The sequence below is a fragment of the Rhodococcus sp. RCBS9 genome (genome assembly GCF_029457415.1).
GTDB classification, from domain to species: domain Bacteria; phylum Actinomycetota; class Actinomycetes; order Mycobacteriales; family Mycobacteriaceae; genus Rhodococcus_F; species Rhodococcus_F qingshengii.
In genome coordinates, this window is sequence record NZ_CP120422.1 from 3675478 (window position 1) to 3687993 (window position 12516).

The 12516-nt window shown below is 62.0% G+C and carries 9 protein-coding genes; 3 read left to right on the top strand and 6 right to left on the bottom strand.

Annotated elements, in window-relative coordinates:
- Positions 1-2 precede the first annotated feature (2 nt).
- Complete coding sequence (locus P0M12_RS17255; RefSeq protein ID WP_231917207.1) at positions 3-515, bottom strand: MarR family winged helix-turn-helix transcriptional regulator; 513 nt, start codon at positions 513-515, stop codon at positions 3-5.
- Between the two features lie 42 nt (positions 516-557).
- Between P0M12_RS17255 and P0M12_RS17260 the strand changes: the two genes are divergently transcribed.
- Complete coding sequence (locus tag P0M12_RS17260) at positions 558-1640, top strand: ABC transporter substrate-binding protein (RefSeq protein WP_231917208.1); 1083 nt, start codon at positions 558-560, stop codon at positions 1638-1640.
- Here P0M12_RS17260 and P0M12_RS17265 read toward each other — a convergent pair.
- A complete protein-coding gene (locus P0M12_RS17265; protein ID WP_277376614.1) occupies positions 1576-2409 on the bottom strand; it encodes a phosphatase PAP2 family protein in 834 nt (277 codons plus the stop codon). The two genes, P0M12_RS17260 and P0M12_RS17265, sit on opposite strands and share 65 nt — an antisense overlap.
- Before the next feature lie 117 nt (positions 2410-2526).
- Between P0M12_RS17265 and P0M12_RS17270 the strand changes: the two genes are divergently transcribed.
- Positions 2527-3201 (top strand): response regulator transcription factor, encoded by a 675-nt coding sequence (locus tag P0M12_RS17270; RefSeq protein ID WP_037132434.1) that lies wholly within the window; start codon positions 2527-2529, stop codon positions 3199-3201.
- A 3-nt stretch (positions 3202-3204) separates the two neighbouring features.
- Here P0M12_RS17270 and P0M12_RS17275 read toward each other — a convergent pair whose 3' ends face one another.
- From P0M12_RS17275 to P0M12_RS17290, 4 genes are all read right to left on the bottom strand, one after another.
- On the bottom strand, positions 3205-4593 hold the full coding sequence (locus P0M12_RS17275) for a HAMP domain-containing sensor histidine kinase (protein ID WP_277376615.1): 1389 nt from the start codon (positions 4591-4593) through the stop codon (positions 3205-3207).
- An 87-nt stretch (positions 4594-4680) separates the two neighbouring features.
- Entirely contained in the window at positions 4681-6078 is a 1398-nt protein-coding gene (locus P0M12_RS17280; RefSeq protein WP_007734413.1) for a serine hydrolase domain-containing protein, read from the bottom strand.
- A gap of 20 nt (positions 6079-6098) precedes the next feature.
- Positions 6099-9467 (bottom strand): serine hydrolase, encoded by a 3369-nt coding sequence (locus P0M12_RS17285; protein ID WP_277376616.1) that lies wholly within the window; start codon positions 9465-9467, stop codon positions 6099-6101.
- A 54-nt stretch (positions 9468-9521) separates the two neighbouring features.
- The gene (locus P0M12_RS17290; RefSeq protein WP_042452661.1) at positions 9522-11132 is read right to left on the bottom strand and encodes an ABC transporter substrate-binding protein; all 1611 of its coding nucleotides are present in this window, start codon (positions 11130-11132) and stop codon (positions 9522-9524) included.
- A 162-nt stretch (positions 11133-11294) separates the two neighbouring features.
- On the opposite strand from P0M12_RS17290, the gene P0M12_RS17295 reads away from it, so the two are divergent.
- On the top strand, positions 11295-12455 hold the full coding sequence (locus P0M12_RS17295; RefSeq protein WP_037132442.1) for a pyridoxal phosphate-dependent aminotransferase: 1161 nt from the start codon (positions 11295-11297) through the stop codon (positions 12453-12455).
- Positions 12456-12516: the final 61 nt, after the last annotated feature.

Here is a 12516-nt window from a genome sequence, read left to right on the forward strand (position 1 = left end):
TGTCACCGCGGTGCGTGATCTCGCAATGATCGATTGACTCGGTCGAGGATACCGACGGCAGTGGTCAATGTGTCGAGGTCGCCCTCGTCGAGGGCCGCCAATTCTTCGGCGAGAACGCCGATGCGTAGTTCGGATCGACGGTCTCGTCGCGCGCTTCGCTCGTCCTTCACGAAAAGTGTGCTCACTCGGCCGTCCGTGGGATCGGGTCGCCGCTCGATCAGGTCTTTGTCGGAGAGGATGCGCACCAGCGTGCTGACGGTGTTCGGGCGTCTGGAGAGGCGATCGGCCACGGCCCCGATGCGAGTGCCCGGATGGTGTGCGACATCGTGAAGTACTTCGGATTGTGCCTCTGGCAGAGTCGCGTCGGTACCCGACGTATCCATGTATTCCCGCAGCGCTCGACGCAATTCGAACGCCGCAGCGATGAGTGATCTCGATGCTTCTTCCGCGGTGGGCACGCGATCGGAGTAGCGATCGACCTCGTGTGATCCACGCCCTGGAACTGTATCTGACACAGATATAGTTTACAGTTCTTCAAAGGGTAGGGTCACCTAACCATGACGGAAGATGAAGCTGTCATGCTTCACGACGTACGGGACACGATCATGAATTTTCGAAAGAAGTCACGCAGTGTAATGCTGATCGGCGCACTGACATTGGTGGCAGCTCTCAGTGGCTGCTCGAGCGAGGACGCGTCGCCCACAGATGCCGAGATCAGTGCGTCGGCTCCGGCGGACTCTGCGTTTGTCGCTCCGCGAGAAGTCCCGGTTGGAATGGGGAGCGGAAAGTCGGACGGCGAGTTCCCTCGTACCGTCTCACACTTCAAAGGGGACACCACGATCGAATCGCAGCCCGAAAAGGTTGTCGTCATCTCGACCGGGCAAGCAGATGCTCTCCTGTCGCTCGGTGTCGTGCCCGCAGGTTCGACGCGTGGTGACGGTGCGGACCTGGTGCCTCCGTACTTGTTGTCTGCATACCCCGAATTCCGTACTCAGCTAAGTGATGTCGTTGACGCAGGTGGACGCTTCACACCGAATTTCGAAGCGATCGTCACGCTCGATCCTGACCTGATCTTGATGAATGTTGCAGGAAAGGACGCTGATTCGCTGTACGACCAGCTTTCTGCCATCGCACCCACGGTGGCAACACAGGGAACCGGCGTCTACTGGAAGCAGGACTTCCTGCTGGTTGCCGACGGGGTAGGTAAGACGCAGCAGGCGACGGTACTGCTGGATACCTTCAATACCGATGCCGCGGCCCTCGGTGCTTCCCTCTCGTCGCCGCCGACGGTGTCGTTCACGCGCCAGAACGGAAATCGTCTGCGCATCTTCGGTATTCCTTCGTTCACCGGCAGTATCGCCGAGGATGCCGGCTTGACCCGTCCGCAGTCGCAGCAGTTCGACGACACTTCCCGAGACATCAGTGAAGAAGAGTTGAACGTGGCGGACGCCGACTGGATCTTCTACGGCGTGCAGGGCGGGGACCCGGCGACATTGACGAACGCGCCGTTGTGGGCGCAGTTACGTGGTGTGGTCGCCAACCACGCCGTCGCTGTTGACGATGACGTCTTTTACCTCAATACCGGGCCGACTGCGGCTCGTGAAGTGCTGAAGGTTCTGCAGAGCGCATTGCAGCAGTAGTCGATTCAGCTTGGTTGTGAGTGCCGACGAATCGGAAGAGGGCTCCACCCACCGTGACGGCAAGCGTCGCGAGAATGGCTCCGGCGATGACGTCGGTGAGCCAGTGCGCACCCAAGTAGAGGCGAGTCAGCGCGACGACGACGGTGACCGTCACGGCGAGGAGCATCAGAAGGCGTTTGACGGCCGTTGTTCGGTCGACGCTCACAACGAGAACGGCAATGCCGAACAGCGCTGCTGTGCCCGTCACGTGACCGGAGGGGAACGAGTGGCCGGTCTCGAGAAGAACCTGGATGTTGGTCGGCGGACGTTCGCGACCGACGAGCGCTTTGATTACCGTGCTGGCGACCGCCGCCCCGCCAACGGTTCCGATCACGATCAAGCCCGGAACGACCGAACGCGCTCGCCATGAGATGAGCACTCCGCAGGTGATCCCGAGTAGCGCGGTGGCGACCGGGCTACCGAGATCTGTGACGGCGACCGCGATCTGGTTCAGGGCGCCGCTCCGATGATCGACCATCCAGTCGGTCACCGGCCCGTCGAAGCTCGTCAACCACCCGCTTCCATACACCTGGATCGACAGCGTCACCAGTGCAAGCACGAGTCCGCACGTGCGAAGGGCTGTAGACCGAACGCCGGAAGCTCGGTAGATCGAACCGAACGCGAACAGAGCTGCGGCCACCACGATTGCGGCAACCGCGATCTCTGCGGTGGTGCTCTCGGTCAGGACTTCGGTGACCACGTTTCGCACGGTCGACACAGTTGCAGGCATGAATGCAGTGTGACGAGCCGAAGCTGAAGAAACGCTGAACGGAACTCGGCTCTGGGTCTACCGTCTGCTCTACTGGGTGCATCCGAACAACTGCGTGGCGACGAAACGGGGCCGGTGGTGCGAGTACTGGTGGTCGAAGACGAAGTGCGCCTGGCCGAGACGATCCGGCGGGGATTGGTGGCCGAGGGATTCGTGACCGCCGTCGAACTCAACGGTGACGACGGATTCGCGACTGCGTGCAGTGACGAATTCGACGTGATCGTTCTCGACATCATGTTGCCGGGCAAACACGGGTACGACATCGTGCGGGATCTACGCGCCCGGGAGATCTGGACGCCGATCCTCATGCTCTCGGCAAAGGACGGCGAATACGACCTGGCTGATGCATTCGATCTCGGCGCCGACGACTACCTGGTCAAGCCATTCTCGTTTGTCGTGCTTCTCGCTCGGCTGCGCGCACTGGTGCGTCGCGGCGCTCCACAACGTCCGGCGATACTCTCCGTTGGAGACCTGTCCCTCGACCCGGCCAAACATCAGGTGAGCAGAGCGGGAATCGAATTGACCCTGACGCCAAGGGAGTACAGCGTTCTCGAATTCTTGATGCGCAACAATGGTGTGGTGGTCACGAAGACCGAGATCGTTCGCTCTGTCTGGGACACCAACTACGAAGGTGACGAGAACATCGTCGAGGTGTATATCGGTTACCTTCGTAAGAAGCTCGACCTCCCGTTCGGAACTCAGAGCATCGAAACGGTCCGAGGCGTCGGGTACCGCTTTGTCGGCACTGCCTGATCGTCAGTCGTTCGGTACCGGAATCGTCACCTCGAATCGACTTCCACCGCCCACCCTCTCGCTGACGGAAATGGTTCCGTGGTGCGCCGCAACTATTTCCGACGCGATGGCGAGTCCAAGTCCGGACCCGCCTCCCTGCCTCGACCGCGGCTGGTCCAGGCGGACGAAGCGTCCGAAGATTCGTTCGCGTTCTGCTGCAGGGATTCCGGGCCCGTCGTCCTCGATCACGATGTGGGCTTCGTTTCCGGCTTCGGAGCACTCGAGATACACGAGGGTCTCCGCATGCCGCACTGCATTGTCCACGAGGTTTCGCACCATCCGCGTCAATGCTCTCGGGTCTCCGGAGACCCGAACCGGAGCCACGGCAGCGGCGACCGTAACTGCGGAGATACCGTCGATCCTTTTCTGCTCGGCGAACAAGATGTCATCGAGGTCGACGTCGACGACGATGCCGAACTTTTCGAGTTCGCTTTCGTCAGAGCGCGCGAGAATCAACAGGTCTTCGATCAACTGCCGCATCCGGCGCGCCTCGGGAAGTAGTGCGTCTTCGATCAGCGCGTCGTCGAGGAGATCCGGGCGTCGGTGTGCCAGTTCGAGGGCCGTCGTGATCGTGGACAGCGGACTGCGTAACTCGTGTGAGGCATCGCTGACAAATCGTTGCTGGGCCAGCGCACCTTCGTCGAGGCGCGCCAGCATGTCGTTCATTGTTGTTGCCAGTCGGGCTATCTCGTCGTTCCCTGACGGGACAGGCACTCGTTCACCTTGACGCCCACTCGAAATCGATGCTACCCGAGCGCGGATGCGTTCGACGGGAGCGAGGGCCGAACCGACGAGGCGGTAGGTGGCAAACGCTGCCAGCCCCAGGACCAGAGGTCCGACGATGGCCAGCAGAACGGCAACGGTCGTCACCACGGTTTCAACCGGTTCGCGGTCGGCGCCGACGAAGACGGTGACTGGTCCGGTCGCCGTCTGAGCGCCTCGCCCGATCAGCCAGTAGTCCTCGTCGTCGGACTTCTTGACCCTTCCGAGAGCGTCCGACTCGTCAGGGCCGAGAAAACGTTCGGACAGGAGGTCGCTGTCGGTTCCAGGTGATTGGGCGACTATTCGGTGATCGGCGTCGACGATCTGCACGATTCCGATCTGACTGTCTGTGGACAGAAGCGAAGGGTCGAGATCGGCCGGGTTTTTTCCGTTGAGCTGCTGGACCAATTGCGTGGCGCGAGCGTCGGAGCTGTTCAGCGCGGACAGATGCAGGGAGTTTGCCAGCACGAAAACCAGTGCAAGCCCGGCGATCACCAGGCAGAAGGCGATCACGAGTGTCGAAGCCACGGTCGAACGGGCACGCACGCTCCACCGGGAGGGGTGCAGAATCGACTCGCCGATGAAGTTCATGGCGTCCAGTCTGTACCTTCTCGGCTGTGCATTTACGAAGACGGGTGACGCGGTCCCGTAATCGGACCGCGTCACCCGTCTAGAGGATCAGGCCACTCGCTTGGCGGTGCGGCCGCCGAATTCGAGCATCACGGCGCGACCGGTGTCGTCGGTGACGAAGCGTCCCAACGCCCGGGTGGTGTCGGCGCGCGCAGCGAAGTCACGGTCGTTGAGGAAGGCGATCGGGATTGCCGGCGGCCAGACGATGTCCTCGTATTCACCGAGATCCTGCGCGCTGCCCATCCGGATGCCGATTCCCTCGTCACCGGGGGCGACGGTCATCGTCAGTGAGCCGGCCTGATACTTGCCCAGGACTGCGTCGACGGCAGCGGGTTCGGGCTCGACCACGTCGAGGGATGCCGGCGTGGGTAGTTCAGTGAGGTTGGCCATGCACCAGTCGACGATCTTCTTGCCGATTCCGCCGCCGAGGGCGTTGGTCAGCACGGTGACGGCGAAGTTCTTCTCGGGCACTGTCATGAACTCGGAGACCTGGAGGTTGCTCACGTTTCCGCCGTGCCGTACTACCTGTGTGGTTCCGTATCGAGTCAACAGCCATCCCAGGCCGACTTCTTCGAACATCATCGCGGCGGGACGCTGCGGCTTCTGCATCAACAACCGGGTGGACTCGTCGAGCGGCTGTCCTTCGCCGGGGTGTTCGCCAGACAGTGCGTAACGTGCCCAGACGAGTTGGTCTCGCACCGAGGACCACATTCCGCCGCAAGGGATCATGCCGCGGTCCAGTCCGGTTTCGTTGGACACGAACGGCACACCGTCGCGGATGTAGTGACCGAGTGCGAACCGGTGGGTCATCACGTCCCAGGGCAGGAAGGCCGAGTTCTTCATTTCGAGGGGGTCGAGCACGCGCTGCTTGACCAGCTCTTCGAAGGTCAGTCCGCTGATCTTGGCCACGACATGTCCGGCGAGAACGAATCCGGAGTTGCTGTAGGAGAAGACTTCTCCGACGGGAAATTCTTGTCGCAGTTCGTTCAGCCGTGAAACCGAGCGTCCCAGGGCGTCTTCGCCCCAGCCTGCCGAGAGGCCCGCGTCGCCGGTGAATCCGCCGGTGTGGGTGAGGAGGTGACGCATCGTGACTGTGCGCGTGGCTGTTTCGTCGGCGAAGGTCAGTTCGGGGACGTACTCGACCAACGGGGTGTCGAGATCGAGTAGGCCGTCCTCGACGAGTGCCATCGCGGCTGTTGCGGCGAACACCTTTGTGGTGGAGCCGATCATGAACATCGTCTTGTCGGTGACCGGGAGTTGGGTTTCGACGCTCTCGATGCCACTGGTGACGACGATGTCCTTGTCGCCGTGAACGATGCCGACCGAGACGCCGGGGATGTTTGCCTCGACCCTCCACTGATCGACGAGTTCTTGAAGCTGTTCTTGCATCTTTGATTCCTCGAGTTCGCTGGCGTTCTGTGTTTCGGCGTTCTGTGTTTCCGTCATCGTATGTGTATCGGTCATCGTCACGCGTTAACCCGTGGTAGGAAGCGGAATCCGACGTACACTCCGTCTCGGTGCGGCCGTACCGTCGTCCAACCCGCGGCCCCGGGTTGACGGGTGGTCCAGGTCCCCGGGATCTGCGACGGTACGAGAGTGGCTACCGTTGCAGGCTTCTTCGGAGCTGTCTCGTCTTCCTCGGGATTCGGGATTACGTCGCCGATGACGGTGATCACGGCCTCGTCAGCGGACTCTCCACGACGGAACTCGATTGCTATTCCGCCCGAGCTGTACTTTCCCAGAACCGAATCCGGAATCGACTCCACACTCGCGGGGTTCGGGGCGAGGGCTTGCGGAGGTTCGAGTCCGACCAACGCGGCCGCGGCTTCGGTGAAGAGATCACGGTAGAGGCCGTCGGCCTTGCCGCCGCTGGTCAGCAGTGCGATCGCGACATTGTGGCGGGGGAAGATGCGCAGATACGCGTGCTGGCCGATGGTGCTGCCGTCGTGCCCGAAAATCTCTTCGCCCGACCAGGTTTCGTGGAACCAGCCCAAGCCCCAACCCGACTTGTCCGGGAACAGTTCGCTGATGTCGATTTCGGGTGTGCGCATCGCGGCGGCTGACTTTTCCGACACGATCCGTACGCCGTCGACGCTCTGTCCTTCGAGAAGACCGAGTTCCGCGAACGTGAGTAGATCTCCGATGCTGGCAGTGATGCAACCCGCGGGCCCCATCGAGCGCGTGATCGGCCAGACGGGCATCACGACGGAGTTCCCCGTATGACCCGCTGCCACAGAGTATCTCGGTGTATCTCCGGTCAACGTGAGTGTGTGCGCGAGGCCGAGCGGATCGATGATCCGCTCCTTGAGGATGTCGTCCCAGATGCCGCCGCGAAGAACCTCGACGATACGAGCTGCAAGGACGTACGCGGAGTTCGAGTACGCGAAGCCGTCCTCGAGTGGATGAACCTGACGGAAGTCACGCAGGCCCTCGACGTAGCGTTCGACGACGTCGTCGCCGCGACCCTTGTCGATGAACAGGTCACCGTCGATTCCGTTGCGATGGTTCAGAAGTGCGCGAACCGTGATGCGGGCAGCTGTTTCCTCGTCCTGCAGTGCGAAATCGGGCAGGATCGACCGGACGGTCGCGTCCAGGTCGAGCAAGCCTTCGTCGACCAGCTGCATGACCAGCATCGCGGTCCATACCTTGGTGATGGATCCGATCTGGAACAGGGAGTCGGTGGATACCTCGACCCCGGTGTCTGCATTGATCACGCCGGAAGCAACCGTCGTGCGGGTGATTTCCTTGCCGCTGGAATCGAGTGTGAGAATCCCGAATTGAGCACCGGTGACGCCGTAACGCTCACACAGTACGTCCAGCGAACGCTTCCACGCGTCGGCTCCGGCAGACGCGTTGGCCAGGCCGGCCTTGGGCAGCTTCGCGGAGGTGTATCGCTTGACCCACTCGATGAGCCGTGTGCTGTAGTCGATTCGGTGCGAGATCGAACCGTTGACGAGGAACCCGTGGCTTGCACCGGGATACGCCACCAGGCGGGTGGGTACATGCTGCTGGCGCAGTGCGGCGAACCAGGCCTCGGCTTGACCCAGCGGGCACCGCTCGTCCGACTTTCCGTGCAGGATCAGCGTCGGGGTCACCACGTTCTTTACAGCGGCGAGCGGTGAGGCTGCCAGGAGCCCCGCGGAGTTCTCGGGAACAGTCGTGCCGGTGGCGAGTGACGCGAGGTGCGGACCGAAATCGCAGACTCCGGCCATGGCGTTGAAATCGCAGATCAGCCCGCCGGCAACTGCAGCGGCAAAACGATCCGTCGCGGACGTCAGGTGACACGTACTGTATCCGCCGTAGCTGTACCCGGTGATCGCCAGACGGTCCCCGTCGACAAGTCCCTCGGCGACAAGCGCGTCGATCGGCTCGAGGAAGTCGGCTTGGTCGGAGGTACCCCAGGCGCCGTTGACGGCGTACATGAAGTCTGCGCCGTACCCGTCCGACCCACGTGGATTGAGGGTCAGGATGCGCCAACCCTGGGCGGCGAGAACCTGGTGGGCGGGGTGATAGGTATCTGCAACGCCGGTCCACGCGTTGTGCGGTCCGCCGTGAATGTCGAGCAGAAGGGGTGCGGCACCACTGGTTTCGGGAGCGGACAGCAACCAACCATGCACGGTGCGGCCGTCGGAGATGGTGAACTCGCGTTCCTCGGCGGCAAACAGTGTCACCTCGGGGAGTGCTTCTGCGGTGAATTTCGTCAGCGTGGTGACCGCGCCGCTGTCGAGATCGACGAGTGCGACCTCGCCGAAGGACTGCTGCGTGGTGACGATGACGGAGGCGACGCGGGCGTCACGGGCAACGGAGAGCGCCGAGACGACCTCGTTGGGATTGGCGACGAGGGATCGAGAGGTGCCGGTTTCGATGTCCGCCGCGTACAGATGCGTCCATCCACGATCGCGTAGGCAGAACACGATTTCGTCGCGAGTATTCGACAGTGCCGGTGTGCCGCCGGGGTAACCGGGTGCACCGGGCATCACGTTGCGATCGAGATGAGCTGTGAGGGTGACGTCGACCGGTGTCTCGGTTGGGCCGGGGACGGACAGCCGGATCAGGTCTGCAGTTCCGACACGGACCTCGGGAGTGCCGATGGCGACGACCGAATCTCCCTGCGGATGCCACAGTGTGGAGCCCTGCACTCCGGTGGCATGACCGAGTCGCTGCGGGGGAACCGACAGATCGTCGACGAGGATGCGGTAAGCGCTGAACGTGAGGTTCAGATCGCTGTCCGGTTCGAGATTCGCGGTGAAGGCAAGGGCCGTGCCGTCGGGCGACCAGGACGGAACGTCGGCATTCCAATCACCGTCGGTGAGCCGTCGAACTGCCTTCGTCTCCAGATCGACGGTGTGAAGGTGGCGACGGAAGGTGCCGAGCCAACCGGCACCGTCCACCTTGTATCCGAGTCGGTCGGTGACGATGGGAGCATTCGGATCGGCGGAGTCCGAGCGTGAGACCACAGCGGCGAACGCGATGGCATTTCCGTCCGGGCTCCAGGCTGCTGCACCGGCGCCGAGGGGGAGTGATGCTGATGTGGTGAGAGTTTCGGCCTCGCCACCGGCGAGCGGGATCAGGTGCAGCTGCGCGGAGTCGCCGACCTTACGCAGGAAGGCAATCGAGGTTCCGTCCGGAGAGAACCGAGGGGCAGAATCGGCGGGCCCTGCGGTGAGGCGGTGAGCCTGGGAATCGCGGGACACCGCCCAGAGCGATGTAGTTGCCTTTCCGGCAACAATTTCCGAGCGAACGAAGACGACCACGGTGCCGTCGGGAGAGATTGAGGTCTCAGTGGGCGTGACCACACGGTGGAGGTCGTCGAGAACAAATGGACGGTCAGTCATGTAGATCCTTCGAATCGGAGAAATAGATGCAGACGTAAAGCTTTGTCTTCCGGCTTATTTCAGAACGCGAATGCCAGGGCCGGCCAGGGTGCCGCCAACTGGTGCATACAGGGCCGTTGCGCCGTTGAAGAACATGAAGTTCGGCGACGTGGACACCGGAATGACGTCGGACGAGGTGAACAGTGCTTGTTCCGCTTCCTTCCACACCGAGCAGGATTCCTGCCCGGGCAGAACCGAGGCCTTCGCCGCCAGTTCGGCGTACTTTTGATTGTCGATCGATGCGAAGTTGACACCCGACGGTGGGGTGGGGCCGGCGAAGTACGGAACGAAGATGCTGGGGGTATCGCTCTGGACGGTCAGTCCGATCGAGATCGACCATGACGTAAGGTCTTTCGCTGCGAATGTGTTGGAAATGATGAAGTTGTTGTCACCACCACGAAGCTCCACCTTCGCGCCGAGCTCCTGCCACTGCTTCATCGCGTATTCTGCTGCTGCAGAGGTGGTGTCGCGGTAGTTGGCAAAGATGACCGTCAATTGCAGCGCTTGACCGTCCTTGGTCAGGACACCGTCGGATCCGGGTTTCCAACCGGCGTCCGCAAGAGTCTTTTTCGCAGCGGCCATGTCGAACTTCGGAACTACACCGGTGACGCTGTCGAAGTCACACGCCCGCGGATCGACTACTGCCAGTGCCGTAGCTCGTGAGCCTTTGCCACCGGTGTTGATGTCCGTGTAATCGTCGAGATCGATCGCTTGCACGAGTGCGGTGCGTACGGCTTCGTCCTTGGTGGGGAGAGCCGCATTGTGGTTGAAGATGAACTGTCCGCTCAGGGTGTTGGACGTCATCGACTCGAGGCCTGAAGCTTCCACACGTTCGATATCCGCGCCGGCAACCGGGGCCGCGTTGACCGTTCCGGTGAGGACGAGATTCGCCGTCGTCGCGGCGTCGGTCACGACCTTGATCGTGACCGTCTTGGGCACTCCGAGCGTGTCCGACGTGGTTTCGCCGTTCGGCCCCCAGTTGTATCCGTCGCGGCGTTCGAGCGTGACGTGATCGTTGGCCACTACTTCGGTGATCTTGAACAGTCCGGTTCCGTTGCTGCTGCCTCGAACACTGGCAGGGTCGTCGAGGGCTGCCTGGCACGCCATCTTGAGAGCGCCGATGCGCTCGAGGAGGAAGGGCGCGGGTTCCGTTGTCTTGATCGTGAGCTCGTCACCATCAGCGGTTGCTACCGCAGTTTCGGGTACGGATGCTCCCAACCACGGCGAGCCGTTGGTCGTGTCGACGACCCAGTTGATGTTGTTTGCCGCTGTCTGGGCAGTGAAGGTCGTGCCGTCTTCACACGTGATCCCCTTTTTGAGGGTGAAGTTCAGCGAAGTTCCGTTCTCGCTCCATTTTTCGGCCAGATACGAGCCCGCTGCGCGGGTTTTGGGGTCGATGGCCAACAACGAGTCGTTCGTATAGCTGTTGATCGCCTGCGTGGCAGTCAGATTGGTGATCAGGGGATGAAGGTTGCCGGGATCGGTGTTCACGATCGTGGTGAAACTGCCGTCCTTCGCGTAGTCGCCGGAAGAATTGCCGCCAGGATCAGAGGTGCTTCCGCACGAGGCAACCGTGAGAACGCCGATCGTGACCAGAGCCGCAGTGGGCACTGAGCGAGCTTTCATCTGATGCACCTTTTGATCGAAGGAAGTCGTTGATCAATGTTGCGCGAGGGACGTGGCCCAGGTCTCGTTGAATCGACTCATGCTGAGCGCCTGAATCTGTCGGATCGTCACAATGGGTGGCCGTCGTTTCTTGCCGCACCACGGTTCGACTACCGTCGGAGTGTGCGCTCAGAATCTCGTCGATCAGATATCCAGACGTTCCATGTCATGGATGTATGGAAGGCCGCGACCGAACGTCAGCGGACACATGGTGACGTCCTGACCTTGGCGGCAGGTCAACCGTCGACGCCCGCGCCGGCACCGGTGCTACGTGCGACGCGAGAGATTCTGGGCACCGAACTACTCGGGTATACCGAGACTTTCGGGATCCTGCAGCTACGCGAGGCTATTGCGCGCTACCACAGCGAGCGATCGGGAATCGCCGTCGACGCCGAAGACGTGGTGGTGACGACCGGTTCGTCCGGGGCGTTCACCTTGCTCTTCCTGGCCGCGTTCGACGAGGGCGACACCGTGGTGGTTGCTCGACCCGGATATCCCGCGTACCGCAATACCCTTGCCGCTCTCGGCTGCAACGTCGTCGAACTCGACTGCGGGCCGGCAACTCGATACCAGCCGACAGTGGAAATGCTCGAGGCTTTGCCGTCGCCGCCTGCCGGTCTGATCGTCGCGAGCCCGGCAAATCCCACGGGCACGGTGATCTCGCCCGAGGAGCTCGCTGCATTGGCGACGTGGTGCGAGCAGCACGGAACTCTTCTGATCTCGGACGAGATCTACCACGGCATCGGATACGGCGATCAGCACACGTCGAGCGCCTGGGAGACCTCACGCGAATCCGTCGTGATCGGCTCGGTGTCCAAGTACTTCTCGATGACGGGTTGGCGACTCGGGTGGATGTTGGTGCCGACCTATCTTCGGCGCCCGCTGCAGAGACTCGCGTCGAACATGACCGTGTGTCCGCCCGCGATCTCTCAGTACGCCGCCGTCGAGGCGTTCTCGGACGAGGCGAAGGTCGAGTTGGACGGGCACGTTCAGCGGTACGCCGTCAATCGTGAACTGTTGTTGACCGGGTTGCCGAAACTGGGCATCACCGAGTTGGCTCCCGCCGACGGTGCGTTCTACGTCTACGCGGACATCGGCCATCTGTGTGGCGACGAGGGCGCCACCGCGTGGTGTGCCCGGTTGCTGACAGATACCGGGGTCGCGCTGGCACCTGGAATCGATTTCGACACCGTCCACGGAAACCGGATGGTCAGACTCTCGTTCGCAGGTGCGACAGCCGACATCCAGGAGGCACTGGCCCGCCTCGAGAAGTGGCTCGGGTAACAAACAGCAGGGTCTTCGAGCTGTTTCGCCATGCGGAGGTGCCCTCTGCTGGCACGATGTC

What these genes read in the sequence shown, in the direction of transcription:
- P0M12_RS17265 (WP_277376614.1), bottom strand. Translation starts at nt 2,409, where the DNA reads ATGCCTGCAACTGTGTCGACCGTGCGAAACGTGGTCACCGAAGTCCTG.
- P0M12_RS17275 (WP_277376615.1), bottom strand. Translation starts at nt 4,593, where the DNA reads ATGAACTTCATCGGCGAGTCGATTCTGCACCCCTCCCGGTGGAGCGTG.
- P0M12_RS17285 (WP_277376616.1), bottom strand. Translation starts at nt 9,467, where the DNA reads ATGACTGACCGTCCATTTGTTCTCGACGACCTCCACCGTGTGGTCACG.
- P0M12_RS17290 (WP_042452661.1), bottom strand. Translation starts at nt 11,132, where the DNA reads ATGAAAGCTCGCTCAGTGCCCACTGCGGCTCTGGTCACGATCGGCGTT.
- P0M12_RS17280 (WP_007734413.1), bottom strand. Translation starts at nt 6,078, where the DNA reads ATGACGGAAACACAGAACGCCGAAACACAGAACGCCAGCGAACTCGAG.
- P0M12_RS17260 (WP_231917208.1), top strand. Translation starts at nt 558, where the DNA reads ATGACGGAAGATGAAGCTGTCATGCTTCACGACGTACGGGACACGATC.